Genomic DNA, 25808 nt, shown 5'->3' with positions numbered 1-25808 from the left:
CCGTCTCGAGGCGATTTCGCTCGTAATCGAGAGGATCAATCGCTCGTCGGCGGACCCCTGCGGGACAGCGCGACGGCTGTTCGGTGTAGTTTCCGAAAGGATTGTGCGTGGGTGATGTCCTCGAAGGGAGATCACCTGCATCGTTTCGCGGCGCATCGCGCCGCGCTTCTTGGGTGAACTTCGTCCACCCTTGCGATGCGTGGGACCGGATTTGAACCGGCGGACCCCTACGGGACAGCGCCCTCAACGCTGCGCCGTTGGCCTAGCTTGGCTACCCACGCTCGCGATCTCTTTCTGCACTCAATCGTATCCAGTGTGATTATAAAAGCCCTTTCCTTTGAGTCGACGCCTGCGCCGGGGTCACATGGAATTTGCCCCCAGAGAGCGACGAGATTCGGTTCATAGTGGTCATCAGTTCCGGTTCGTGCCGCCTCGTTCCGCTCACGGAACTGGCCGAGGAACGCGAAACGTTCCGGCTACCGCTGTATTGAAATGCGACAGATCCGTACGTAGCGTATGGCTAAGTACTCGACCGGTTCGTCCGGCGGCGGTGGCGGGACGAACTGCGAACTCTGTGGCGCGGAGAGCGACTCGCTTCGACGGGCGCAGGTCGCCGGGGCCGAACTCGAGGTCTGTCCCGACTGCGCACCGCACGACGACGCACAGAAACAGAGCCGCGGGAACCGGGGCACGTCTCGCTCGCAGGACTCGGGCGGCGATCAGGACGAACCCAGTCGAAAGCAGAAGGCGGCCCAGAACGTCGCGAAGGCGAACCCGATCTGGGACGGCGACTCCGAACACTGGGAGAAGGAGGGAACCAACTACGACGACGATCCGCTTCCGTACCTCGTCTCCGACTACGGATCGGTGCTGATCGAGGCCCGCCGGGAAGCCGGCTACCAGCGCGAGGAACTGGCCGAGGAACTCGGCGTTCCCGAACGGGATCTCCTCGCCATCGAGCAGGGTCGCGCGACGCAGGCTGGCGTCGGCGGCGGACTGATCGAGGCGCTCGAGGAGGTCCTCGACGTGACACTCGCCGAATAGCGGTCGTTCTGCGAACGGGTTTCGGCTTCGCGCCAGCGGGGCACCTTTTTGATACCGGGCGACGGAGTGAGACCGATGAGCGGGCAACGCGCAGCAGCGCAACCGTACACCACGCGGTTCGAGACGGAAGTGGCAGCGGTCGACGGCCGACAGGTCTGGCTCGAAACGAGCTACTTTTACGCCGAGAGCGGCGGTCAGCCGGCCGATCGCGGCACGATCGGCGATCACGAAGTCGTCGACGTCCGACTGGTCGACGGCGATCCGGTTCACGTCCTCGCCGAGGAGCCCTCGTTCGGCGCGGGCCGGGGCGTACTCTGCTCGGTCGACTGGGCGTTCCGAATGTACTGTATGCGTGCCCACACTGCCAGTCACGTCCTCTACGGTGCCGGCCGACGGCTCCTCGAGGATCTCGGCTACGGCGGCTTCGACATCGGGGCAGAGAAGGTTCGGGTCGACCTCGAGACGAGCACGGAGATCGACGACGGGACGCTGGTCGAACTGGAACGACTCGTCAACCGGGCAGTCTGGGACTCACACCAGGTCTCCTGGGAGGACATCCCCGTCGCCGAGGCGCGCGAGCGCGAGGAGATCGCGTTCAACGACGCGACCGAGGACGGCGCGTTCCGGAAGGGGCGAGTCCGGATCGTCACCGTGGGCAGCGAGAACGACAACGGCACCACTACGGCGATCAGCGCCGACGCCGCGACGGGGAGTCCCGGCACGAACTCACGGGAGCCGTGGGACGTCGCGGCCTGTGGCGGCACGCACGTTCGCAACACGCGCGAGATCGGCCCGGTCACCGTTCTCGGTCGGTCGAACCCCGGCGAGGGGCTGACCCGGGTCGAGTTCGCCGTCGGCCCGAGCGCCATCGATCGCCGTGGGATAGAAAAGCGCGTCGCGTTCGACGCGAGCCAGGCGCTCGGCGCGCCGCTCGAGTCGGTGACCGACGAACTTCGTCGTCTGCAAGACGAACGGGACGAGTTGGCAGACTCGGTCCAGTCGCTCCAGCGGGAACTCGTCGAGGCTCGCCTCGATCGAACGGAGCCCTTCGAGCGCGAGGGCGCCGAGTGGCTCGCGACGACAGTCGAGGGTGTCGAGTCGAACGAGGCGACGGAGATCGCGACGGACGCCGCGGACGAACTGGCCGACGTCGTCGTGCTCGTCGGTGACGACGCGTCCTACGTAGCCGTGGCAGCGAACGGCTCCGTGGCAGCCGACGCGGTCATCGAGGAACTGACCGACGAGTTCGGCGGTGGTGGCGGCGGCTCCGAACGCGTCGCGCAGGCGGGTGGGTTCGACGCCGCGGCGGAGGCCGTCCTCGCGGCGCTGAAGTGACATTCCGGGATCGACGACGGTGCGCGGTATCGAACAGGTTATCGGTCCTGAGAGGGATGTTTCTGCCCTATCATTTTTGAGCACGGGATCATAGGGAGCCTATGAATTTCGACTCCCTCCGGACGGAGTTTCCAAACGTCGCAGCGGGACCAAAGACGGTGTCGGTAGCCGATCTCGGCGCAGAGTCGATGTTCGTCGTCCTGCTGTTGATGCAGAGTCCTGGCAGCGGTACGTGTCGCCAGCAGGCGCGCGAGATTGCAGCCGAGTACGACGAGTTCCAGCGGCGAAACGCGACGGTGGCGGCGATCGTTCCGGGAACCACTCCAAAAGTTCGGGCCTGGCGACGACTCGTCGATCCGCCGTTTCCAGTCCTGGCGGACCGTGAGGCAGCCCTTGCCGAGGAGTTTCACCAGCGAACCCAGTACGGCCGCCTCGGACAGTTCGTCTCCTCGATCGGCCGGGTACCGATGACGGTCATCCTCGGCTACCGCGATGGTGAGCCCTCGGTCGAGTACACCCACGAAGGTGCGACGTCGTTCGACCGACCGTCCGTTCACGAACTGCTCACTGTGATCGACGATCGATCGGCGTAATCTGTCGACCAGACGTTAGTATCGATGCTCCTGCGTTCGAGAACCAGCCGGGTTTGGCCCGTCGTGCCAGTTACTCTCGGAGGCAGTCACGGACTACTCGCTCGAGTCCGAGTGAATTTATGCCGGTCAAAAGAAACTACTCGAGTAGTACTAAAATACGAGGTGGAATGTCCCTCTAAACACCACCACCACAACAAAATATAGATTTATTTGAATGTTTGTTTACTCAGTCCTCGGAAATAATGTAATTAAATATAATACGGTCTGTTCGAATTAGTGTGGTTGTAACATGGCAATCGCTAACCCGCTGATCGTATTCTTGATCGGATTGGTTGCAGTTATTGCACTACTCGTCTGGCTAAAACTCCCTGCAGTTATCGGCCTCATCATCGCCTCGCTGATCGTCGGCGCTGCGACGGCCGCTGTGCCGTTCGGCGAAGTGCCGGCGGAGATCGCCGGCGGATTCGGCGAGACGATGGCGGGGATCGGTATTCCCATTCTGATGGCAGCGGTCATCGGAAAAGCGATGATGGAAAGCGGTGCTGCAGAACGCATCGTTCGGTCGTTCCAGTCCGTAACAGGCGAGGACAAATCGTATCTCGCACTGTGGGGAAGCAGTAGCGCGCTGTCGATTCCCGTGTTCTTCGACAACGTCTTCTACCTGATGGCTCCACTGGCCCGCTCGATGCGGGCACGGACCGGCCGCGACTACGCGCTCTTCCTCTGTGTGGTCGGCGCCGGTGCGGCGACGACGCACGTCTTCGTCCCGCCGACCCCAGGCCCGCTCGCGGTGGCGGCGGAACTCGGCGATGCGGTCGACCTCGGCGCGATGATGCTCGGCGGCGTCCTCGTCGCGGTTCCGACCGCAGCCATCTCCGGAATTCTCTACGGGAGGTGGATCAACAACCGTCTCGACGACATTCCGCTGCGGGAAACGATGGGATCGACCGCCGAGGAAGTCCACGAACTGGCAGAGCGGTCCACCAGCGAACTGCCCGGGATGTTCGAGGCCTCGCTCCCAATCCTGCTCGCGGTAGTTCTCGTCGCCACGAATACGACCGTGGATTTCATGCTCGATCTCGCGGCAGAAGGCGTCGCCCCGTTCGCCGGCGCGGAGGGCGCACTCGAGGCGTTCGCGCCGGTCGCGAGCTTCCTCGGTGATCCGAACTTCGCGCTGACCGCCGCCGCGCTCGCTGCTGCCGTGACGTACCTTCGCGCTCGCGCGATCGAACAGGACGTCTGGACTGACGAACTCGTCGAGTCACTCAAAAGCGGTGCACACATCGCCGCGATTACCTCCGCTGGCGGCGCGTTCGGTGGACTGCTCGCAGCCTCTGGTATCGGCGAATACATCACGGAACTGGTCGCCGTCGGCGCCGGCGGCGGACTGACCGTGCTGATCTCGGCGTGGCTCATCGCCGCCGCGATCCGCATCGCACAGGGTTCGGCGACCGTCGCGATGATCACCACGGCGGGGATTATGGCACCGCAGGTGCCCGAACTGGCCGTTCACCCGGTCTACCTCGCACTGATCATCGGCGCAGGCGGGAACATCTGCTCGTGGTTCAACGACAGCGGCTTCTGGCTCGTCAAGGAGATCGGTGGCCTCACGCAGGCCGAAACGGTCAAGATCTGGACGGCGCTGACGACGATCATCTCGGTCACGGCGTTCATCATCATCACGATCACCGCGTCGATCGTGCCGCTGGCCTGATCGGCACACCACTGTTTCGTCGCTCTTTTCGCGTACTCGTCAACGGAATCGGTTCGAAACTCGAGCCCAGGTCCGGGCGTCGACGGCTACGGAACCGCCTGAAAACAGAACGCCGAGTGGTATCTCACCGTCGAGGGCACAGTACAGCGACCGCGACGGCTACTCCCGTCCGGCCGCCCGCTCGCCGGCAGGCACCCCGGCGGGCTCAGCGATCTCGACTGATTCGAGCGCGCTCGCCGTCGCCAGCCGGATCGCGTGGGGCCAGCCGAGTGGCGTCGCACTGTCCGGCGTTCCGTCGTCGAACAGCTGTTCCGGGAGGTACTCGCCGTCCCGCCGCAGCGAACCGCCGGGAGCGACCAACTCGAGCAACTGCCGCGCGCGGTCCTCGAACGCCGACGCCGCGTCGTGGTCGTGGGCGACGAGCAGGTCGTGCAGTTCGGTCGCCGCGTGGGCGCCCCACGCGGTCGTGACCGTCCAGATCTTCGCCTCGCCCTGGTCGCGGACGCGCCACGGATCCCCCTCGAAGCGTGCGATCCCCTCGATCGGTCCCTCGGGATCACGGTAGAGGCCGTCGAGGGTCGTCTCGACGTGCGAAACGAGGCGCTCGAGGCGCTCGTCGTCGACCCCGACGACCGCGTCGTACTCGCGGTGGGCGGCCGCCAATGCGAGCGTGCTCCCGTCGAGGCGCTCGTCCAGTTCCTCGCCGTCGAGTCGCAGCCCGTAGCAGCCCCGGTCCGGCACCCACAGTTCGTCGAGCGCGTCGTAGACCGCCGTCGCACCCTCGCGTGCACGCATCGTAACGTCGTCGTCGACCGGCGCTCGAGCGATCGCCGCGTAGGCCTCGAGATAGGTCGCGGCGGTGTGCGTAAAGCGGCCCGTCATGTTCTCCCAGGCGTTCTGGACGCGTTCGGGCAGCCCGTCGGGCTCGAGCGTCGCGTCCATCCCCTCGAGGGCGGCCACGAGCGTCTCGCGCACGCGTTCGTCGCCGTCGTCGACCTCGCGGAGGTACGTGGCGAGAAACGCCGCGACGCTCGCGGTCTGGTCGGCCTGGTAGTCGACGGAGTCGGCTTCCTCGAGCCGGCCGTGGGCCCAGCCCGGAGCGAGACGGCCGTTGTGGGGCCAGACGCGGTGGGGCCAGGTGCCGTCGTCCAGTTGCGTCTCGGCGTAGAAGTGGGCGCTGGCGGCGTGCCACTCCCCGAGGCCGAGGTCCGCTCGCCGGTCCGCGGCGAGCAGGAAGCCGGCGATTTCGGCGTCGTCGCGGAACCAGGTGTAGCCGTAGCCGCCGGAGTACCGGTAGAACGGGTCGAACTCGGGGCCGGCGATCCGCGCTCCGGTGGGTGCCCGCAGGAGCGAGAGGGCACGCAGATCCGCGAACCCGCGCTCGATGCCGGGTGTGTCGACGGGAAGTCTGTCCCGGGCCTGTCGTCGTCCTGCCTCGAGTACCGCTTTGCGGTCGGCGTGTTCGGCGGCGTCGGCCCGGACCCGCTCGAGCGAGTCGACCCGGTCCGCGTCCTCCGTGAGGAGCGTCGCGACGGTCGCGCTCGGGGACGTCCCGGTGAGGGAGACTTCGGTCATCGTGATCGGACTCAGGCGCCCTTCCTCGTACCGATCGTCGTCTTCGGTGCGGGGGAACTCCGCGGGTTCGGCCGCGAGCAGTTCCTCGAAGCGCTCGGGAACCTGGCCGGTGAACGTCACGTCGGTCGAGACTGCGAGGAAGTCTCGCTCGCTGTCGTGGTGGATCTCGACGGCGTCGCCGTGACAGAGCTGTCCGATCCGTCCCGCCCGTCCCTCGGGAGCGAACCCGTAGCAGCCGTGGATCGTCGCATCGACGTCGGTCTGCTCCTCGAGGACGAAGTGCGTCAGGTGGAGTCGACCCACGGTGAGGTCGTACTGCAGACAGGTGATATCGCCGACCTCGTGGACGGTTTCGACGACCGCCGTCTCCTCGACGTAGCGCTGGGTGCCGTCGTCGAACCAGTGAACGTCGTCGTCGATCTCGAGCCCGAACCGAGAGCGTTCGATGCCCGCGAGTCCCGACAGCGGGTAGGAGTAGTCTCTGAGCGAGCCGTCCGGAGCGACGTGGACGAGCCGATCGTCGAGTCCAGAGAACAGTCCCGTCGTCGACCTGCGCTCGCCGGGGAACCGATGTCTGTCGCCCTGCGAGCGCTTGAAGTCGTTGAGGGCGCCGTGTAATTCCATCGTATACCAGCTTCGTCCGCGGTCCATTAAATCTTGTTGAAAAATGTATTCTCACTTTCAAAGTGATCGAACGGAGATGGGTCAGTGAGGGAAAACCCGCGGGACGGCGGCGACCGAGCATATTTTACGGTGACCGTGCAATCGTTGACGTAGTTCCATGGACGACGACGACCTCGCCGGGTTACTCGAGCGATTCGGCCTCTCGAAGAAGGAGATCGACACCTATCTCGCGATCCTCGAGCACGGAGAGTCGAAGGCGAGCACCATCGCGGACGCCGCCGACGTCTCCAAGCGCTACGTCTACAGTATCAGCGAGGAGCTGGAAGAACGCGGCTTCGTCGAGGTCGACGACCACTCGGTGCCGACACTTATCCGGCCCGTTCCGCCCGAGACGGTCGTCGATCGGCTCACCCGCAGCGTCGAGGATATCGAACCGGAGATCCGGTCGCGGTACACGAAGACCGAACGAACCGGCGAGCAGTTCGAGGTGATCAAGTCCCGGCAGACGGTCCTCAAACGGATTCAAAGCCTGCTTTCGAACGCCGAGACGGAGGTGACGCTCTCGCTTCCCGCCGAGATGCTCCCGCAGATCCGCCCGACGCTCGAGGAGACCGTCGACCGGGGCGTGCTCGTGCTCCTCCTGCTCGGCGCGACCGGAGACGAACACCGGGATATCGCCTCGCTGGCCGGGACGGCCAGTACGGTCCGGACGTGGGACGCCCTCGTCCCGACGATGCTGACGGTCGATCGACAACACGGTCTGCTCGCACCGAGCGAACTGTTGACTTCCTCGACGAGCGACACCAAGGCCATCTCGCTCACCCAGGAGCAACTCGCCCCCGTTCTCGCCGGTTCGTTTCTGGCGAACTACTGGCCGACCGCCGAGGAACGGTACGTTACGACGCCCAGCGATCTGCCACAGACCTACGAGGGCTTTCGCAACGCGGTCTTCCAGATCGCGCTCCATCAGGCGACGGAGCGACCGATCGAGGCGACCGTCACGGGCACGCCGCTCGGCGATCACGACCTGCCGTCGACGCTCACCGGGGAAGTCGTCGCGGTCCGGCAGAGCCTCGTCCGACCGGCCACCTCGACGCTCCCGATCGAGAACGCCTTCGAGATCCGGATCGACGGCGAACGGTACACGATCGGTGGCTCCGGTGCGTTCCTCGAGGACTTCGAGGCCGACTCGGTCACGATTCGACCCCTCGAGGAGTGAAACGTTCTTGGGAGGGGACGGTGAACGTCGTCGTGATGGATTTCCGCTTGCTATCGACCGAACCGTGCGCAGAGATGCATTCCTCGCGGCGGATCGCCCGGCAGAACCCCGTACGCGGAGGGAACACGGATGACTGAGGCAGAAGCGATCGAGGATCGTATCGTCGAGAACGGCGTCCTCGCCGTGCTTCGCGGCGTCGACGAGGAGCAGGTCGTTCCGGTCGCGCGGGCGATGTACGAGGCGGGCGTCGGCGCGCTCGAGGTCACCGCGGACGACACGCGAACGTACGAGAAGATCGCTGCAATCGATCGCGAACTGGCGGACACCGACGCGGTCGTCGGCGCCGGCACCGTCCTCGACGCCGCGAGCGCCCAGTCGGTGATCGACGCCGGCGCCGAGTTCGTCGTCTCGCCGCACACCGACGCCGAGGTCGTCCGCGTCTGCAACCGCCACGGCGTGCTCTCGGCGCCCGGCGTGATGACGCCGACGGAGGCCGTCACTGCGATCGACGCCGGCGCGGACATCCTCAAGATGTTCCCCGCCTCGACGGTCGGTCCGGGACACATCGGCGCGCTGCAGGGCCCGCTGGGCGACGTTTCCGTCATTCCGACCGGCGGCATCGGCCGCGACAACGTCGCCGACTACTTCGACGCCGGCGCCGTCGCCGTCGGAGCCGGCAGTTCGATCGTCGACTACGAGGCGATCGCCGAGAACGATATGGACCAGGTCCGCGAGACGGCCGCCGCGTTCGTCGAAGCCGTCGAGGACGCGCGGGAGGAATAACCAAAACCGGAGGGCAGCGCCGGAATCGGCGCAAACGACCGTCCTGACGGGCAGGGAGCGGCTACGGACACGACGCAGCCGCTCGAGCATCTTCTCGACGCACTCGACTGGGTATCGCCGTCCTCGAGCCGACGGCACGTTTCGTGGAGGCTGTGTTGCTGTACAGCCATCGAACGGTGGGACGGGTCCGATCGTTACTGGCGCTCCCCCGACCGCCATTCAAACTTTTACTACAGACTGGGTAATCTTTTATTCTCTGAATCCTACTGTCGAGCCATGCAAGCGATCGCAGTCGAACCGGGGGCCGGCGAACCGACCCTCGTCGAGAAACCCCGACCCGAACCGGCGCCGGGAGAAGCGCTCGTCCGCACGCTCCGCGTCGGCGTCGACGGAACCGATCACGAGGTTATCGCGGGCAACCACGGCGACCTCCCGGCCGGTGCGGACCGGCTCGTCCTCGGTCACGAGGCCGTCGGCGTCGTCGAGGACCCGAACGGGACCGCCCTCGAGGAGGGACAGCACGTCGTTCCGACCGTTCGTCGACCGCCGAACGGCACCAACGAGTACTTCGAACGCGGCGAACCCGACATGGCTCCCGACGGCGAGTACGTCGAGCGCGGCATCGTCGGCGCCCACGGCTTCATGGCGGAGTACTTCACCAGCCCCGCGGAGTACCTCGTTCCGATCCCCGAACGCCTCGCCCCGCTCGGCTTCCTCGTCGAGCCGATCAGCATCTCCGAGAAGGCCATCGAGCACGCCGTCGCCTCCAGATCTGCGTTCGACTGGGAGCCCGAATCGGCACTCGTCCTCGGCAACGGCTCGCTCGGCCTGCTGACGCTCGCGATGTTCGAGTCGGTGCTCGAACTCGACCGCACGTACTGTCTCGGGCGGCGCGACCGACCCGACCCGTCGATCGACATCATCGACGAACTCGGCTCGACGTACGTCGACTCGCGCGAGACGCCGGTTTCCGAGATTTCAGAGGTGCACGAGGCCGTCGACATCGTCTACGAGGCCACCGGCTACGCCAAACACGCGTTCGAAACGATCGACGCGCTCGCCCCGAACGGCGTCGGCGTCCTGCTGGGCGTTCCCGAGCCCTGGTCGTTCGAGATCGACGGCGGCCGACTCCACCAGGAGTTCGTCCTCCACAACAAGGCGCTGGTCGGCTCGGTCAACTCCCATCGGGGCCACTTCGAGTCGGCTATCGACACGCTCGAGGGGCTGCCCACCTGGCTGACCGACGACCTCGTGACCGGCGTCTACGGGCTCGAGGAGTACCAGTCGGCGTTCGAGACCGGCGACGACGTCGTGAAGACGGCGGTCGAGTTCGCATCGATCTGAGCGATCAGTCAGCGGTCCGATACCATCCGTCAGCTGGACAGTACGTCTCGAGATAGAAACTATTACACGATCACGAGTGAGAATTACACCCCATGGGAGTCGACTACTCGAAACTACACGATCCGAACGCGGAGTACACCATGCGAGAGCTCTCCGGGGAGACGATGGGCGTCACGGGCGAGCGCGGCAACGGCCGCGACGTCGAGATCACGGACGTCCAGACCACGATGATCGACGGCAACTTCCCCTGGACGCTGGTCCGCGTCTACACGGACGCCGGCATCGTCGGCACCGGGGAGGCCTACTGGGGCGCCGGCGCACCCGAACTCATCGAACGGATGACACCCTTCCTGCAGGGTGAGAACCCGCTCGACATCGACCGCCTCACCGAGCACCTCGTCCAGAAGATGTCCGGCGAGGGCTCGATCGGCGGCGTCACCGTCACCGCGATCTCGGGCATCGAGGTCGCCTTGCACGACCTCGCGGGCAAGATCCTCGACGTTCCCGCCTACCAGCTGCTCGGCGGCAAGTACCGCGACGAGGTTCGTGTCTACTGCGACTGCCACACCGAGGACGAGGCCGACCCCGTTGCCTGCGCCGACGAGGCCGAACGCGTCGTCGAGGAACTCGGCTACGACGCGCTGAAGTTCGACCTCGACGTCCCCTCCGGCCACGAGAAAGACCGCGCCAACCGGCACCTGCGCGGCGTGGAGGTCGAACACAAAGCCAGCATCGTCGAGGCGATCACCGAGCGCGTCGGCCACCGCGCCGACGTCGCCTTCGACTGTCACTGGACCTTCTCGGGCGGCAGCGGCAAGCGCCTCGCACAGCGCCTCGAGGAGTACGACGTCTGGTGGCTCGAAGACCCCGTCCCCCCGGAGAACCACGACGTCCAGCGCGAGGTCACCCAGAGCACCTCGACGCCGATCACCGTCGGCGAGAACGTCTACCGCAAGCACGGCCAGCGCAGCCTGATCGAGAACCAGGCCGTCGACATCATCGCGCCCGACATGCCCAAGGTGGGCGGCATGCGCGAAACCCGGAAGATCGCCGACCTCGCGGACATGTACTACATCCCGGTCGCGATGCACAACGTCTCCTCGCCGGTCGCGACGATGGGCAGCGCCCACGTCGGCGCCGCCATCCCGAACTCGCTCGCCGTCGAGTACCACTCCTACGAACTCGGCTGGTGGGAGGACATCGTCCAGGAGGACGTCATCGAGGACGGTTACATCGATATTCCGGAAGAACCTGGCCTCGGCGTGACCCTCGACATGGACGTCGTCGAGGAGCACATGGTCGAGGGTGAGGAACTCTTCGACGAAGCGTAACGCTCGAGAACCACAACGACCTTTTTTGTCAGTCAGGAGGCCCCTCGCGCTGGAACAGCGTTTCGACTCCGTCAGGGTGGAAGTTCTCCGGCGAGACCTCCCCGTCGACCTCGAGCGCCCGCGTCAGGTACGAGGCGCTGTTGATCAGTCCGAGGTGGCTAAACGCCTGCGGGAAGTTCCCCAGGAGCTGTCCGTTCTCGGGGTCGATCTTCTCCGAGTAGAGTCCGAGCGGGCTCGCGTACTCGAGGACGTTCTCGAAGTACGTCTCGGCCAGCTCGAGCCGGTTCGAGAGGACGAGCGCGTCGATCAGCCAGAACGAACAGAGCACGAACGCTTCCTCCTCGTCCTCGCGGATGTCGGTATCGACGAAGCGGACGACGAGTCCGTCGTCGGTCGTCAGCTTCTCGAGAACGGTGTCGATCGTGTTCTGGACGCGTTCGTCCTCGGGAGGCAGGAACTCGTAGATCGGGATCAGGAGCGCGGTCGCGTCGATCGCCTCGTCGGTCTCGAAGTGCTGGACGAAGCTCCCCGCTTCCTCGCTGTATCCCCGTTCTTCGATGGCTTCCCGGACGGCATCGCGCTCCTCGCGCCAGCGCTCGAGCGGCGCGTCGAAGCCGTTTTCGGTTGCGATCGCGAGACCGCGATCCAGGGCGACCCAGCACAGCAGCTTCGAGTGCAGGAAATGCCGTTTCTCGTCGCGAAACTCCCAGATCCCCGCGTCGGGTTCCTCCCAGTGATCGCAGACGTAGTCGACGAGGTCGCGAAGGCCGCCCCACTCGTCGGCCGTCAGTCCCGCCTCGTCGTCGAACTGGATCGTCTCGTAGATGGCCTGGACGATCGTCCCGTACGCGTCCAGTTGCCACTGCGGTGCGGCGCCGTTCCCGATGCGGACGGGGCGCGTGTTCCGGTACCCCGAGAGGTGCTCGAGGACCTCTTCGTCGATCTCGGTTTCGCCGTGGAGTCCGTAGAGCGGCTGGATATCCGCCGGATCGGTCTGCACGACGTCGACGAACCAGTCGAAGTACTCCTGGGCCTCCGTTCGGTGGCCCGTATCGTGAAGCGCCTGCACGGTGAACTTCGCGTCCCGGATCCAGTTGTACCGGTAATCCCACGTCCGGTCGGAGCCGATCTTCTCGGGAATCGAGGTGGTCGCCGCGGCGGGGATCGCGCCGGTCTCGTGGTGGATGAGCAGTTTCAACACCAGTTCCGATCGAACGACCGTCTCGTGCCATCGCTCGGGCATCGACGCCGGTTTCCCGTCGCGGCTGCCGAGCCACGAGCGCCAGTACCGCTTCGTCTCGTCGAGCACCGTCTTCGGGTCGACCGACGCCAGCGGCTCGCGGCCACCGTACTGGACGCCGATCCAGCAGCGCTCGCCCGCCTCGAGCGAAACCGTCCCGGTCACGGCCGACTCCGAGAGCTCGAGTTCGGGCTCGATATCGTCGTCCGCGACGAGGTGTAGCCGTTCGTCGTCGCTCGACGCGACCGCGCCGTCGTCGGTTCGCTCGAGCACCGGATCGGCCCGCGCGTAGTCGAACCGCGGCTCGAACTCGACGGCGAGTTCGACGGTCCCGCGTTCGCACTCGAGCAGCCGATAGATCGCCTGCTGGAACCGTTCGTCGTCGGGTTCGCCGTCGTCGATCGGCATGAAGTCGGTGACCGTCGCCTGTCCGGTGGCGGTCTCGAACCTCGTCTCGAGAACGTTCGTCCGATCCGCGTACCGGTGGTTCGACTCGTGCGTTTCCGTCGGATACACGGCGAAGTGACCCCCGCGATCGGCGTCGAGAATCCGGGCGAAGACGCTCGAGGACTCGAGGTGGGGAAAACAACACCAGTCGATCGAGCCCTGGCGGCTGACCAGCGCACACCGGTCGTCGTTGCCGATAACCCCGTAATCTCGAAGCGGTGGATACTCGATTGGCATGTGTTCTGTTTCTGTCATGGAGCGACCCGTAGACTGTGTTACTGGTACGTAGCACAGAGGGACGGCAAAAGCGTACGCCGGCAGCCGCCGGGTGCAGGGGGACGCTGCGAGAGGCTGCCGGTGGGAGTTTTATTTTCCTCCTCGGGGTGGCAAGGTGCGTGACTCCAGACGATATCACGCGCAGGCGACTGCTTCGCGTCACCGGCGGGACGGTCGCCCTCGGCGCTGTCGGCGGATCTGTCGCGGCGAACGCCGCCCGGAGCGCAGTCGGGCGTACCGAAGGCACGGTTCAGGAACAGGACGAACGGTATACGGAGGTCTACGACGAGACGATCGACTCCGTCGTCCTCGTCAACGTGTTCGGCGACGGCGATGACGACGAGATGCCCGGCGGACTGGGATCCGGATTCGTCGTCGACGGGTACGTCGTCACCAACGACCACGTGGCCGGCAACGCGGCGGAGGTCGAACTCCAGTTCCGCGACGAACAGTGGCGGTCGGCGTCGGTCGCCGGCTCGGACGTCCACAGCGACCTGGCCGTCCTCGAGGTCGACGACGTCCCGGACGCGGCCGACGGACTGTCGTTCACGGAGACGGAGCCGACCGTCGGGCAGGAAGTGCTCGCCCTCGGCAACCCGCTCGGTCTCGACGCCTCGATCTCCCAGGGGCTCGTCAGCGGCGTCGACCGTTCGCTGCCGAGTCCGACCGGATTCTCGATTCCCGCGGCCATCCAGACCGACGCTCCGGTCAACCCCGGGAACAGTGGCGGCCCGCTCGTGACCCTCGCAGGCGACGTCCTCGGCGTCGTCTTCGCCGGCGCCGGGCAGACGATCGGCTTCGCCATCTCCGCGGCGCTCGCGAACCGGGTCGTCCCCGCACTCGCCGACGACGGCGAGTACCAGCACGCGTACCTCGGGGTGAACGTCCTGCCGGTCGGGCCGCTGGTCGCCGAGGCGAACGACCTCGAGGAGCCACGGGGCGTCCTGATCGTCGACGTGGTTTCGGACTCGCCCGCGGACGATGTCCTCGAGTCGGTAGACGACGTCGAGTCCGTCGACGGTGATCCGGTCCCGGTCGGCGGCGACGTGATCATCGCCATCGGCGACCAGGAGATTCCGAACCAGGATCGGCTCTCTTCGACGCTCGCGCTCGAGACGTCACCCGGCGAGACGGTCGAGGTCGAGGTCGTCCGCGATGGAGAGCGCCAGACCGTCGAGTTGACACTCGAGCCGAGACCCGACGTGGACGTTCCCTGATCGCTCGACGCGGTCACGGCGGATCGTACGAGCGGCGACCTCGACACAGGGCGAGAGTCCGCTGGTCCAGAACGTGATCGGCGCCATCTCGCAGGCGACCACCGACCTGCGTCTCGGCACCGCCGTCACCTGTCTGATCGTGCGCATTCACCCGACGATCACCGCGCAGGCGGCGGCCACCGCAGTCGCGCAGCTACTCGACCGATTCTTTCTCGCGTTCGGCACCGGCGAGACCCGGAACGAGCACGTCGAGGCGATCCGGGGGTTCGTCGACGTCGAGTTCGATCACGTCGCGGTCCACAACATCGGCCCGACCCAGGCCGAGTTCGTCGAGTCCGATGAGGACGAAGTGTTGCTAGAGGGACAGTAAGGAGCCGAACGCAACCGACGCGACGGATCGGGACGAAACGCGCTACGACGTCTCGTCCGCTTCGTCCTCCGCTTCCTCCAGGTCGTCAGGTTGCTCGTCCGATCGCGGTGCGTTCTGGGTGCCGAGGTCGTCGTCGCCGTCGTCGACCTCGTCCGGGTCACGGTCGACGCGCTCGAGTTCCTCCTCGACCTCGGCTTCACGCTCTGCTTCGTACTCGTCGGCGCGGTCGGTGTTATCTTCGGCCATGACACGCGTGTATTGACGAGCGAACGGCTTGGACATCCGGCCGTCGAGTGCAACGTCAAGGGCCGGTCGATCAGTGCGCGCTCGAGAACACGACAGCGGACACGAAAGACAGATAAAAGGCCCCGCGCTGTAAATAGACAAATATGGACGTTCCCTACGACCTCACCTCGTACGTACGGGTGTTGAAGATGGCGACAACGCCTACGAGCGAAGAGTTCCTCCAGGTATCGAAAATCGCCGGTGCAGGGATTCTGCTCGTCGGATTCCTCGGATTCCTCATCGGCGGAATCATGTTACTGCTGACCGGTGACGCCGGTGGTGCCTTATAATGGGCATCTTCGCAGTCAAGACGACGGCGAGCCAGGAGCGAACCGTCGCCGACATGATCATCAACCGGGAGGAACCCGAAATCCACGCCGCGCTCGCGCCGGACTCGCTGACCTCCTACGTGATGGTCGAGGCAGAGGGCGACGCCGTCTTGAACCGCGTGCTCGAGGACATTCCGCACGCGCGTAGCATCGTCCCCGGCAAGTCGGACATCTCGGAGGTCGAGCACTTCCTCTCGCCGAAGCCGGACGTCGAGGGGATCGCAGAGGGGGACATCGTCGAACTCATCGCCGGTCCGTTCAAGGGCGAGAAGGCCCAGGTTCAGCGGATCGACGAGGGCAAGGACCAGGTGACGGTCGAACTGTACGAGGCGACGGTTCCGATTCCGGTGACGGTCCGGGGGGACCAGATTCGGGTACTGGATTCCGACGAGCGATAGCGAGTCGGTTCGCTCGGCACGATCCGTCAGGAGAGCGCCGAGGGAGTTTTATACTAAACTTTGCGAGGAGAGGTGCCGACGCGGGGCGAGGCACCCGACGACGTACAATTTAGGCGTGTGACGGTCCGGGGAGACCAGATTCGTGTGTTGAATATAGCGACGAACGGTAGTTCGTCGAACCACGCGAACGGTGTGAGACCCTCGGTCTCGCAACTATGTGAACGGGCCAAAGGCCCGTGGACAGACGCACATCACGCGGTGAGCGGTTTCGTCGAGCGGCGCAGTTCACTTCTCGTTACTGGTCCAGTTCGTCCGCGAGCGTCTGCGTATCCGCCACCGATTCGATCTCCTCGAGCAGTTGCTCGCGGTTTCGGACGTCCTCGGAACTGGCACCGTACGCGCGGACGTACTCGGCCCGACTGTGTTCGGTGAAGGTGTGCCGGATCGCGAGATAGCCGTCCGGGACGACGGTTCCACAAACTTTGCACTCGCGGCGTTCGTGTTCAGTCGTCTGATGGACGACGGCGGACTCGGCGTCCTCGAACACCGCACCACAGCCACCGATGTCGCATTCCCAAGCCATTTGATAGGAGAATCGCAGGGCCGGCGTAATGGTTTTTTCGCAGTGACCTATCTCTCGGACAACATCTGCCGTTCGACGCCGTTACCGGCCCGTTTTTCCCGCACCGAATCAGAATTCATAACTCGGCGCTCGTGAAAGAGCCAGATATACTCGTGAGCGACGGAGTGGAGGTTCGAGTCGACTGTCACGTGAAGGTGCTCAACGACGCCGTCGTCGAGCGTGCCAAACGGGTCGGACTCGACGCAATCGTCTACGCACCGCACTTTACCCGCCTCCCGGAGATCCGGGAGCGAGCGGCGGCTTACTCGAGCGACGAGTTGCTGATCATCCCCGCTCGAGAGGTCTTCACCGGCTCCTGGCGGGACCGGAAACACGTTCTCGCGATCGGACTCGAGGACCCCGTCCCCGATTTTATCCCGATCGAGGTGGCGATGGCCGAGTTCGACCGCCAGGGGGCAGCGGTACTCGCCCCGCACCCCGAGTTCGCCACGGTGAGCCTGACGGAGTCGGATCTGCGGACGTACGCGAAGACCATCGACGCCGTCGAGATCTTCAACCCGAAACACTTCCCGTCGCACAATCAGCGCGCGCGGGAACTCGCCGAGATGCTGTCGTACCCACCGTTCACGTCCTCGTACGCGCACCTGCCGAGTTCCGTCGGCGTCGCCTACACGGCCTTCGAGACGCCGATCGAGTCCGAGGACGACCTCGTCGACGCCTTCGAGGAGCGGGTCGCCCGTCGCGTCGTCCACAACAACGGGGCCAGACGCCTGCGAACGTCTGCGGGCGAACTCGCCCACCTCTGTTACGAAAACACCTGGAAGAAGGCCGATCGACTCTTCCTCTCGGGAATCGAGCCGACCCACCCCAGTCACATCGCCTACAACGGCCGGTTCGACGACGTGGCCGTCTACTGATCCGGACGACGAACCGGACGCGATCGCCGCGTCTCCGTCCGATCACTCCGTTTCGGTCTCTTCCTCGAGCGCGTCCGCGATGCGCTCGAGTTGGATGCCGACGTAGCAAAGCGCCTGCGTCTGCATGATCGCCGGGTCGGTACTCCACTCGTCGGTGATGTACGCCGCCTGTTTTCCAGCCCTGTCGAGAGGTGTGTTATCGTTTGGCATCGGGGTTCCGTTCTTCGTCCAGCCGTGAATCGTTTCGGATCGGGTGTCCGTCCGCGGCGTTAGCACCGATCGACCGTCACCTGGGAGTCGAATTTTTGTATCGAGATCGCAATGACTCTCGAAATGGGATACCACGTCATCGATCCGACCGACGTCGATCCGTTCGGCGAAGCGGGACGCGACTTTCGCTCGCTGAGCACCGCAGTCGGACTCGAGAACCTCGGGCTCAGTCACGTGACGGTCGCGCCCGGCGAACAGGTCCCGCTTCAGTATCACTCCCACGAGGAGCAGGAAGAGGCGTTCTACGTCGTCCGGGGCGCGTTACACGTCGAAACGCCGGCCGAAGCGTTCGTCGTCGACGAGTCCGAGTTCTTCGTCGTCGAACCCGAAAGCCCGCACCGGGCGTTCAATCCCGACGACGCCGACGAAGCCGTCGAGGTCGTTGCGGTCGGGGCACCGTCGGTCGACGACGTTCGCCGATACGAGCCGTAAGACAAGTTACTCGCCGCGCTCGCCCCGGTCGCCAGCTGACTCTCCCGTTGACTCGAGTCCCGAGAGCGTCCGTTCGACCCGGTTCCAGTGACTGCCGCGCCAGAAGTGCTGTCCGCAGTCCCGACAGCGCCAGACCGCCGTTTCGGCGGAGTCGGGTGCGTACTCGGGCGTTGACGCTGTGGATTCGACCGACTCGAGCGAGCCGTTGCACCGTCCGCAGAAGGCGGGCTCATCTTCGAGGGAGAGCTCGAGTCCGGCCGCCGAGAGTTCCGCGAGCTGGTCCTCGACGTCGCGCGACTCGAGCAGGATCGACGCCTCGGCGCGACTCGCGAGCTGGACGTCCCGCGTGACGATCGTCCGCCCGTCGTCCCGGGCGACCGCGAGTAACTCGTCATCGGTCTCGAGGTCGCGGTCGCCGGCGTAGACGGTGTCGTAGCCACACATTCGGAGGTAGGCGACGAGTCCGCCGCACATGACGTCGAGGAGGAGTCGCATAGGTGAGAAGAGAGTCGGCCAGCGTCAGTGCAGGAACTCGCGCAGTTCCTCGAGCTCCCAGGTGTTGATCACGTCCGCGGGCTCGGCCCAGCCGCGGCGAGCGGTGTGGACGCCCCAGCGCATGTACTCGAGCGTCGAGGGCTGGTGGGCGTCGGTGTTGACCGAAATCGGCGCGCCCGCCTCGATTGCAGCCTGGACGGCGCTGCCCCAGAGGTCGAGACGCCGCGGATTGGAGTTGACCTCGAGTGCGGTGCCGTGTTCGGCGGCGGCCTCGCCGAGCGCGGTCGCGTCGAACTCGAGACCCGAGCGCTCGTTGAGGAGCCGGCCGCTGGGGTGGCCGAGCACGTCGACGGCGGGGTTCTCGATCGCCGCGACGAGTCGGTTCGTGGCCGTCTCGGCGTCCTGCCCGAGTCCGCTGTGGGGCGAGGCGACGATCACGTCGAGCTCCTCGATAACGGGTTCGCCGAGGCCGATCCCGCCGTCGGCGTCGAGGTTGGCCTCGATGCCGGCGAGGACCTCGACGTCGGTCGCGGCGGCGACCTCGCGGATCGCCTCGACCTGCTCTATGATCTCGGTGTCGGTGAGTCCCATGTCGGCGACGACGCCCGGCCCCTCGGCGTGGTCGGCGATTCCGAGGTAGTCGTACCCCCGCTGCTCGGCTGCCTCGATCATCGCGTCGATCGAGGTGTTGCCGTCGGACCACTCGGTGTGACAGTGGAGATCGCCCCGGATATCGTCGCGGGTGAGCAGGTCTGGGAGGTCGCCGTTCGCCGCGGCGTCGATCTCGCCGCGGTCCTCGCGCAGTTCCGGCGGGATCCACTCGAGACCGAGCGCCTCGTACATCCCCTCCTCCGTCTCGCCGGCGACTCGCTCGCCGACGCGCTGTCCCGAATCGGGATCGTCGATCTCGCTCACGTCGAACGCCCCGTACTCGTTCAACTTCATCCCGCGGTCGATCGCGTAGTTGCGCAGCGTGACGTTGTGGTCCTTGCTGCCCGTGAAGTACTGCAGCGCGGAGCCGAACTCGTCGGGGACGACGACGCGCAGGTCGACGCGGATCTCGCCGACGCGGACGCTCGCCTTCGCGGGGCCGGACTCGATCTCGTCGTCGACGGAGTCCCAGCCGACGAAGGCGTCGATCACGTCCTCGGCCGCCTCCGACGACGCGAGCACGTCCACGTCGCCGATCGTCTCGCGCCACCGGCGGATCGAGCCGGCGACTTCGCAGCGCTCGACCGCGTCGATCGACTCGAGATAGGCGAGCACGTCATCGGCCAGCGGCCGCGCCTCGCCGAGCAACTGGCGCTGGCCGATCGTGCGGGCGAACTCGAGGTTCTCGCGGATGTTCTCCTCCGTCTTGGGGCCGAATCCCTTGATTTCCTGTATCTCGCCGGCCTCCGCGGCCTCCTCGAGGTCGTCCAGCGTCTCGATTCCCAGTTCCCGATAGAGCTTGCCCGCCGTCTTGGGACCGACGCCCTCGATGCGGGTGATGTCGGCGATGTCGATGGGGAGCTCCGCCCGGAGTTCCTCGAGTTCCTCGATCGCCCCGGTCTCGACGTACTCGACGATCTTCGAGGCGATGGCGTCGCCGACGTGGTCGATGTTCTTGATCTCCTCGCGGTCGCCGTCCTCGACGTGGCCGGCGATCGGCGTCGGATGCGCACGAATGCTCTCGGCCGCCCGGCGGTAGGCTCGCGGCTTGTACTCGACGTCGTCGGCCTCGAGCAGGTCGGCGAACTCCTCGAACCGACCCGCGAGCTCGGCGTTGGTCGTCATCGCCCCCTCCGGGTGCTGGCGGCATCCTCGTCCCCGAGGGCCTTCTTCAGGAACGTCATCCAGCGTTTCGTGTCGGCGGCCTGCTGCGCTTTCTGCTCGCGCTCGAGATCCGTCGGGCCGAGGTTCTCGAGGGCGTTCAGCGCCCGGTCGATGCCGATGATCCCCTGGGCGAGCTCCTCGCCCTCTTCGCGGCTGATATCGCCCTCCTCGATCGCCTCGAGGCGCTCGACGCGCTCGCGTCGCAGGTTCCGTTTGGCCTGCTCGACGCGGTCGCGCTCGCCAGCCGGGACCGTCTCGCGGCGCTTGATCTCGAAGACGAACGTCCGGAGGTCGATCTCCTCTCCCTGGACGGTGATCGTCTCCGGGATGTCCGCGCCGACGGTCGCGCCCTCGCGCTCGACGCGCTCGAGCAGCTGCTTGCGCTCGTACTCTTGCACACACCGAACTGCGGGCCGTGACGTCAAAAAACGTCCGTCGATTCGCCCGGAAAACCCCAAATCCCTTAGCGATGCCACACCTATCCCCGGCCAATGGCCACGTGCGACGTGTGTGGGAAAGAGGAGAGCATGCCCTACAACTGCCGGCACTGTGGGGGTACCTACTGCAGCGAACACCGGTTGCCGGAGAACCACGACTGTACGAGTCTCAACAACTGGAACGATCCGCAGGGGGTCTTCGACAGCGGCTTCGACGACAGCGTCCAGAACGGGGGAACGTCGAAGAGCGCGAGTCTGATGGACAAACTCCCGATCGACACCGGGCCGGGCGGCCCGCTGGCGTACTTCCGCGGGAACGCGACGTACACGTTCCTCGCGCTGATGTGGATCACGTTCGCGCTCCAGTGGATCTCGATCCTGATCGGCGGGATGTCGCTACACGGCGCACTGTTCACCCTCTCGACGGAGAACCCAGAGTACGTCTGGACGTGGGTCACCTCCATCTTCGCACATAGCCCGCTCGGAATCTTCCACATCGTCTTCAACAGCATCGTGATCTTCTTCTTCGGCCCGCTCGTCGAGCGCTACGTCGGCTCGAAGAAGTTCGCGATCCTGTTCATCGTCAGCGGCGTGCTCGCCGGCTTCGGACAGATCGGTATCTCCGCCGCCCAGGGCGTCCCCTCGAGCGTTCTCGGCGCCAGCGGCGCTGCACTCGCGATCATGGGCGTCCTGACGATCCTGAACCCGAACCTCAAGGTCTACCTCTACTTCATCCTCCCCGTTCCGATCTGGGTGCTCGCGGCCGGGACGGCAGTGATCAGCGTCTTCTTCATCGGCACCGGCGGCGGCGGCAACATCGCCCACGCGGCCCACCTCGTGGGGCTCGTGATCGGTCTCGCCTACGGCGAGTACATCAAGCGAACCCAGAACGTTCGGACGCCGGACCAGTTCCAGCTCGGCGGCGGCGGCCCCGGTGGACCGGGCGGTCCGGGTGGCCCGGGTGGCCCGGGCGGCCCTGGCGGTCGTCGACGGTTCTAACACGCCGGCAGAACCGAACCCCGATACTGATTTTCCCACGCCGTCAACGCTTCCCCACTGATGAACGCGTCCCGTCCCGACCTCGTCCCCGACGCCTCGCTCGAGCGCGACGACATGGAGGCGCTCCAGCGCGAGATTGCCGCTGCCGCGGCGTTCGAAGACGACCTCGAGTTCGACCCCGCCGTGCTGGGCGATCCGCTGGCCGCATCCTCGAGCGCCGACGACCCGCCGATCGTCGCCGGCGTCGACCAGTCTTTCCTCACCAACGACGCCGGCGACCAGGATCGCGCGCTTTCCGCCGTCGTCGCGATGCAGGGCGGCGAGGTGATCGAACGGGTCCACGCGGTGACGCCCCTCGAGATCCCCTACATTCCGGGCCTGCTCTCGTTTCGAGAGGGAGCGCCGATCCTCGACGCGCTCGAGGAACTGTCCGTCGACCCCGACCTCTGTCTGTTCGACGGCAGCGGCCGGATCCACTTCCGGCAGGCTGGCATCGCGACGCACATGGGCGTCGTCCTCGACGTCCCGAGCATCGGCGTCGCCAAGAGCCTCCTCTGTGGCAGCCCGCGCGAAGACGTCGAGAACCTGCCCGAGGGGCGTCGGGTCGGGATCGAGGCGAACTCGAGGGTCGACGTCGCCGACGGGACGCTGCTCGGCTACGCCGTCCAGACGCGACAGTACGACTCGCCGAATCGGTACATCAACCCGCTGTACGTCAGTCCCGGTCACCGCGTCGGTCCCGAAACGGCCGCCGACGTCGCCCTGGCGCTCAGTACGTCCTACAAGCTTCCCGAACCCGTCCGACTGGCGGACAGCTACGCTGACGAGGCGAAGCGGGGCCTCGGCGAATAGGACCGTTGCATTCAGGGGCTAGCCGATCGATCGCGTTCGCTGACCGGATTCCCGTTCGAGATGCGTCCTGCTCACCCGAAACACACGGCGTAGCCACACCCTCCCCAGCCGACTCACTCGCTACGCTCACGGCTCGCGCCGTTCGCGTTACCGCGGCGCTACGCGCCGCGCTCCGCTCGTTCGTCCCTCGCGCAGCTTCGAACCGCGCCTCGCTACCGCTCGTCGCGGTTCAGCGCGCGCCACGTCGCTCGAGTAGTCATCTCTCGAGCGGGGAGACCCGTGCAGGTGTCAGCGTCGGTTCTCGAGCGAGCAGTGGCGGAGACTAGACCAGAGGTGGAATTTCAGACTGGCACGATAAACCGTCGATACTTAGGTATCGTCTCTCGAAACGGTCACGCATGGCCATCGCTGAGGAAGCCGACGATGAGGCGGGGGACGACGAAGCCGCCGCAGCAGATGACTCCGGTCGGAAAACGGAGACGAGCACGAGCGACGAGGATCGCTACACGCGCAAGCAGTGCGTGTTAATCACCGGCTGCTCGTCGGGGATCGGACAGGCGACCGCTCGAGCCTTTCTCCAGAGGGACTGGCAGGTGATCGCGACCGCCCGGAACGTCGACGACATCGCGGACCTCGAGGAGGCGGGCTGTACGACCCTCGAACTCGACGTCACCGACCCCGATCAGGTCGCGGAGGTCGTCGAACGCACCGTCGATATCGGCGGCGCGATCGACTGTCTCGTCAACAACGCCGGCTACGCCCAGATGGGGCCGCTCGAGGACGTCTCGACGGTCGACCTCCACCGGCAGTTCGACGTCAACGTCTACGGGCCCCATCGGCTCACCCGCGCCGCGCTGCCGCACATGCGCGCCCAGGGCGCCGGCCGGATCATCAACGTCTCGAGCGTCGCCGGCCGGGTCTCGTTCCCGGGTTCTGGCGCCTACTCGGGATCGAAGTACGCCCTCGAGGCGATGAGCGACTCCCTTCGGGCCGAGGTCGAGGAGTTCGGTATCGACGTCGTGCTGATCGAACCCGGCCCGGTCGAGACGGAGTTCACGAACCGCGTCGACGAGGAACTCCCCGAGGACCAGCGCACGCCGGCCTACGAGTCGCTGTACGAACTCTACGACGAAGCGCAACTGATCGGGGGCGGGCAGGGCGGTCCGTTCGCCTCCACGCCGGCGGAGGTCGCGACGGCGATCGTCGAATCCGCCATCCGGTCTGAGCCGCCGGCCAGGTACCCGGTCGGCCCGCTCGGCCAGGTCGGCGTCTACGCTCGGTTCCTCCCGGACCGGCTTCAGGACGCCGTCTACGGGATCGTTCGAAGGCTCGTCTGAGCGCACCGATCGTCCACACACATGTTCCACTCCCGCGAACGACACGCAAAGACGTCAGCCCACGAGACCGCCCTCGCCTGTCTCGAGGCCGGCATCACTGCCGCGCTCCCCGAGACCGTCGTCGACTCGACGATGGCGCTCGAGGGCGAGACACTCCGCGTCCAGGACAGCGAGTACGATCTCGAGCGATTCGACGAGATCCTCGTTCTCGGCGGTGGGAAGGCGACCGGCGGCGTCGCCGCGGCGCTCGTCGACCTGCTCGAGTCCCGGATCGACGGCGGGGTCGTCGTCACGACCGCACCCGACCAGGAGGCGATCGGGCCGGTTACCGTCCGCGAGGGCGACCATCCGAGCCCCTCGCAGCGGAACGTCGAGGCGACGCAGGAACTCCTCGAGCAGGCCGACGCGGCCGGCGAGCGAACGCTCGTGCTCGCGGCGATCACCGGCGGCGCGAGCGCGTTACTCTGTGCGCCCGCCAACGGCCTCTCGCTTTCGGCGCTCCGGCAGACGACCGACGCGCTGCTCGAGTCCGGTGCCTCGATCCACGAGATCAACGCCGTCCGGAAACACTGCTCGGCGATCAAGGGCGGCCGACTCGCCCGTCGAGCGGCCCCCGCGACCGTCCTCACGCTCGCCGTTAGCGACGTCGTCGGCGACGATCCCTCGGTGATCGGCAGCGGGCCGACGGTCGCCGACCCGAGCACGTTCGACGACGCCGTGGCCGTGCTCGAGCGCTACGGAATCCGGGACGAGGTTCCCGCGGAAGTCCGCGAGCACCTCGAGGGCGGAACGAGTGGTGAGGTCGAGGAGACGCCCGACGAGAGCGAGCTGGCCGTCGCCAACGCCGACTGGCACGCGCTCGCAAACGGCCGGACGGCGATCGAGGCCGCCCGCGAGGTCGCCCGCGAGCGCGGCTACGAGTCGCTCGTGCTCTCGAGTCGCCTCACCGGCGAAGCCCGGGAAGTCGGCCGGGTTCACGCAGCGATTGGAGCGGAGATCGAGGCCGATGGCGATCCGATCGAACCGCCAGCGGTCGTCCTCTCCGGCGGCGAGGTGACCGTTACCGTCGACGGGACCGACGACAGCCAGGGCGACGGCGGGATCGGCGGCCCGAACCAGGAACTCGCGCTCGCGGCCGGCCTCGAGTTCGCCGCGAGTGAGACCGGGGCCGTCCTCGCGAGCGTCGACACCGACGGGATCGACGGCCCGACGGACGCCGCGGGTGCGATGGTCGACGGCGAGACGATCGGCGTCGGCGACGAGGCGATGGCGAGGCGAGCACTCGCCGAAAACGACGTCTACGGACTGCTCGAGAAACAGGGGGCGCTGCTCGAGACTGGGTATACGGGAACGAACGTAAACGACCTCCGCGTGCTCGTCGTTGCGAGCGAGACGTCACGAGCGTAAACGGCCCGTTCGGTGCTCTCGCGTCGGTGCGAAGATGCAGGGCGATCGACAGTCGGCAGTCGGCGATCAGCAGTCGAAGAGCGTAGCAGCCAGGGGTTGGAGAGACGCGAGGAAGCAGCGGAGTGAGAGCGGACGATTCT

26 protein-coding genes and 1 tRNA gene are annotated in these 25808 nt (G+C 66.1%); 18 read left to right on the top strand and 9 right to left on the bottom strand.

From position 1 onward, the window contains the following. Positions 1-196 precede the first annotated feature (196 nt). A tRNA-Leu gene (locus tag CV102_RS08205) sits at positions 197-281 on the bottom strand. 235 nt (positions 282-516) lie between these two features. Between CV102_RS08205 and CV102_RS08200 the strand changes: the two genes are divergently transcribed. From CV102_RS08200 to CV102_RS08185, 4 genes are all read left to right on the top strand, one after another. After that, complete coding sequence (locus CV102_RS08200) at positions 517-1044, top strand: helix-turn-helix domain-containing protein (protein WP_148857410.1); 528 nt, start codon at positions 517-519, stop codon at positions 1042-1044. Between the two features lie 75 nt (positions 1045-1119). Beyond that, positions 1120-2379 (top strand): alanyl-tRNA editing protein, encoded by a 1260-nt coding sequence (locus CV102_RS08195; protein ID WP_148857409.1) that lies wholly within the window; start codon positions 1120-1122, stop codon positions 2377-2379. Between the two features lie 101 nt (positions 2380-2480). Next, positions 2481-2972, top strand: a complete 492-nt coding sequence (locus CV102_RS08190; protein WP_148857408.1) for a peroxiredoxin family protein — start codon at positions 2481-2483, stop codon at positions 2970-2972. Between the two features lie 289 nt (positions 2973-3261). Beyond that, the gene (locus CV102_RS08185; RefSeq protein WP_148857407.1) at positions 3262-4686 is read left to right on the top strand and encodes a GntP family permease; all 1425 of its coding nucleotides are present in this window, start codon (positions 3262-3264) and stop codon (positions 4684-4686) included. A gap of 159 nt (positions 4687-4845) precedes the next feature. Here the strand turns inward: CV102_RS08185 and CV102_RS08180 are convergent, their stop codons facing one another. After that, positions 4846-6885 carry a glucan 1,4-alpha-glucosidase gene (locus CV102_RS08180; RefSeq protein ID WP_148857406.1) on the bottom strand — a complete coding sequence of 680 codons (2040 nt, stop codon included), beginning with the start codon at positions 6883-6885 and terminating at the stop codon, positions 4846-4848. A gap of 157 nt (positions 6886-7042) precedes the next feature. Here CV102_RS08180 and CV102_RS08175 point away from each other — a divergent pair, with 157 nt between their 5' ends. The 4 genes from CV102_RS08175 to CV102_RS08160 all read left to right on the top strand — a co-directional run bounded on the left by CV102_RS08175 (position 7043) and on the right by CV102_RS08160 (position 11562). Further along, positions 7043-8104, top strand: a complete 1062-nt coding sequence (locus CV102_RS08175; RefSeq protein WP_148857405.1) for a TrmB family transcriptional regulator — start codon at positions 7043-7045, stop codon at positions 8102-8104. 129 nt (positions 8105-8233) lie between these two features. Continuing rightward, the gene (locus CV102_RS08170; RefSeq protein WP_148857404.1) at positions 8234-8887 is read left to right on the top strand and encodes a bifunctional 4-hydroxy-2-oxoglutarate aldolase/2-dehydro-3-deoxy-phosphogluconate aldolase; all 654 of its coding nucleotides are present in this window, start codon (positions 8234-8236) and stop codon (positions 8885-8887) included. A 276-nt stretch (positions 8888-9163) separates the two neighbouring features. Next, positions 9164-10231, top strand: a complete 1068-nt coding sequence (locus CV102_RS08165) for a glucose 1-dehydrogenase (RefSeq protein WP_148857403.1) — start codon at positions 9164-9166, stop codon at positions 10229-10231. A 92-nt stretch (positions 10232-10323) separates the two neighbouring features. Beyond that, entirely contained in the window at positions 10324-11562 is a 1239-nt protein-coding gene (locus CV102_RS08160) for a mandelate racemase/muconate lactonizing enzyme family protein (protein ID WP_148857402.1), read from the top strand. Positions 11563-11590: 28 nt separating this feature from the next. Here the strand turns inward: CV102_RS08160 and CV102_RS08155 are convergent, their stop codons facing one another. Continuing rightward, positions 11591-13486, bottom strand: a complete 1896-nt coding sequence (locus tag CV102_RS08155) for a glycoside hydrolase family 15 protein (protein WP_148857551.1) — start codon at positions 13484-13486, stop codon at positions 11591-11593. Between the two features lie 158 nt (positions 13487-13644). Between CV102_RS08155 and CV102_RS08150 the strand changes: the two genes are divergently transcribed. Then, positions 13645-14742 (top strand): S1C family serine protease, encoded by a 1098-nt coding sequence (locus CV102_RS08150; RefSeq protein WP_148857401.1) that lies wholly within the window; start codon positions 13645-13647, stop codon positions 14740-14742. 73 nt (positions 14743-14815) lie between these two features. Next, positions 14816-15112 carry an LLM class flavin-dependent oxidoreductase gene (locus tag CV102_RS27205; RefSeq protein ID WP_394349480.1) on the top strand — a complete coding sequence of 99 codons (297 nt, stop codon included), beginning with the start codon at positions 14816-14818 and terminating at the stop codon, positions 15110-15112. Between the two features lie 42 nt (positions 15113-15154). Here CV102_RS27205 and CV102_RS08140 read toward each other — a convergent pair whose 3' ends face one another. Then, positions 15155-15358, bottom strand: a complete 204-nt coding sequence (locus CV102_RS08140) for a hypothetical protein (RefSeq protein WP_148857399.1) — start codon at positions 15356-15358, stop codon at positions 15155-15157. A 143-nt stretch (positions 15359-15501) separates the two neighbouring features. On the opposite strand from CV102_RS08140, the gene CV102_RS08135 reads away from it, so the two are divergent. Then, positions 15502-15687, top strand: coding sequence for a protein translocase SEC61 complex subunit gamma (locus tag CV102_RS08135; protein WP_148857398.1), 186 nt, complete (start codon positions 15502-15504; stop codon positions 15685-15687). Then, positions 15687-16124 carry a transcription elongation factor Spt5 gene (locus CV102_RS08130; RefSeq protein ID WP_148857397.1) on the top strand — a complete coding sequence of 146 codons (438 nt, stop codon included), beginning with the start codon at positions 15687-15689 and terminating at the stop codon, positions 16122-16124. Before CV102_RS08135 ends, CV102_RS08130 begins: the two co-directional genes overlap by 1 nt. Positions 16125-16419: 295 nt before the next feature. On the opposite strand, the gene CV102_RS08125 is transcribed toward CV102_RS08130, so the two are convergent. Beyond that, a complete protein-coding gene (locus CV102_RS08125; RefSeq protein ID WP_148857396.1) occupies positions 16420-16707 on the bottom strand; it encodes a DUF7565 family protein in 288 nt (95 codons plus the stop codon). Positions 16708-16859: 152 nt separating this feature from the next. On the opposite strand from CV102_RS08125, the gene CV102_RS08120 reads away from it, so the two are divergent. After that, entirely contained in the window at positions 16860-17624 is a 765-nt protein-coding gene (locus CV102_RS08120; RefSeq protein ID WP_148857395.1) for a PHP domain-containing protein, read from the top strand. A 42-nt stretch (positions 17625-17666) separates the two neighbouring features. On the opposite strand, the gene CV102_RS25825 is transcribed toward CV102_RS08120, so the two are convergent. Beyond that, positions 17667-17834, bottom strand: coding sequence for a hypothetical protein (locus CV102_RS25825; protein WP_187432892.1), 168 nt, complete (start codon positions 17832-17834; stop codon positions 17667-17669). A gap of 111 nt (positions 17835-17945) precedes the next feature. On the opposite strand from CV102_RS25825, the gene CV102_RS08115 reads away from it, so the two are divergent. Further along, entirely contained in the window at positions 17946-18326 is a 381-nt protein-coding gene (locus CV102_RS08115; RefSeq protein ID WP_306438835.1) for a cupin domain-containing protein, read from the top strand. A 6-nt stretch (positions 18327-18332) separates the two neighbouring features. On the opposite strand, the gene CV102_RS08110 is transcribed toward CV102_RS08115, so the two are convergent. The 3 genes from CV102_RS08110 to CV102_RS08100 are packed head-to-tail and all read right to left on the bottom strand — an operon-like array spanning position 18333 to position 21034. Next, positions 18333-18821 carry a Mut7-C RNAse domain-containing protein gene (locus CV102_RS08110; RefSeq protein WP_148857394.1) on the bottom strand — a complete coding sequence of 163 codons (489 nt, stop codon included), beginning with the start codon at positions 18819-18821 and terminating at the stop codon, positions 18333-18335. Between the two features lie 24 nt (positions 18822-18845). After that, positions 18846-20597 carry a DNA polymerase/3'-5' exonuclease PolX gene (polX, locus tag CV102_RS08105; protein ID WP_148857393.1) on the bottom strand — a complete coding sequence of 584 codons (1752 nt, stop codon included), beginning with the start codon at positions 20595-20597 and terminating at the stop codon, positions 18846-18848. Then, on the bottom strand, positions 20594-21034 hold the full coding sequence (locus CV102_RS08100) for a DUF5788 family protein (RefSeq protein WP_148857392.1): 441 nt from the start codon (positions 21032-21034) through the stop codon (positions 20594-20596). Before CV102_RS08100 ends, polX begins: the two co-directional genes overlap by 4 nt. 93 nt (positions 21035-21127) lie before the next feature. Here CV102_RS08100 and CV102_RS08095 point away from each other — a divergent pair, with 93 nt between their 5' ends. From CV102_RS08095 to CV102_RS08080, 4 genes are all read left to right on the top strand, one after another. Further along, positions 21128-22072 (top strand): rhomboid family intramembrane serine protease, encoded by a 945-nt coding sequence (locus tag CV102_RS08095; RefSeq protein ID WP_148857391.1) that lies wholly within the window; start codon positions 21128-21130, stop codon positions 22070-22072. 60 nt (positions 22073-22132) lie between these two features. Further along, complete coding sequence (locus tag CV102_RS08090; protein ID WP_148857390.1) at positions 22133-22924, top strand: endonuclease V; 792 nt, start codon at positions 22133-22135, stop codon at positions 22922-22924. Between the two features lie 398 nt (positions 22925-23322). Beyond that, positions 23323-24261, top strand: a complete 939-nt coding sequence (locus CV102_RS08085) for an SDR family oxidoreductase (RefSeq protein WP_148857389.1) — start codon at positions 23323-23325, stop codon at positions 24259-24261. Positions 24262-24282: 21 nt separating this feature from the next. Next, complete coding sequence (locus tag CV102_RS08080; protein ID WP_148857388.1) at positions 24283-25668, top strand: glycerate kinase type-2 family protein; 1386 nt, start codon at positions 24283-24285, stop codon at positions 25666-25668. Positions 25669-25808 lie beyond the last annotated feature (140 nt).

Source organism: Natronococcus pandeyae (assembly GCF_008122205.1).
Classification (GTDB): Archaea; Halobacteriota; Halobacteria; order Halobacteriales; family Natrialbaceae; genus Natronococcus; species Natronococcus pandeyae.
This window is presented reverse-complemented; position numbering and strand designations above follow the sequence as displayed.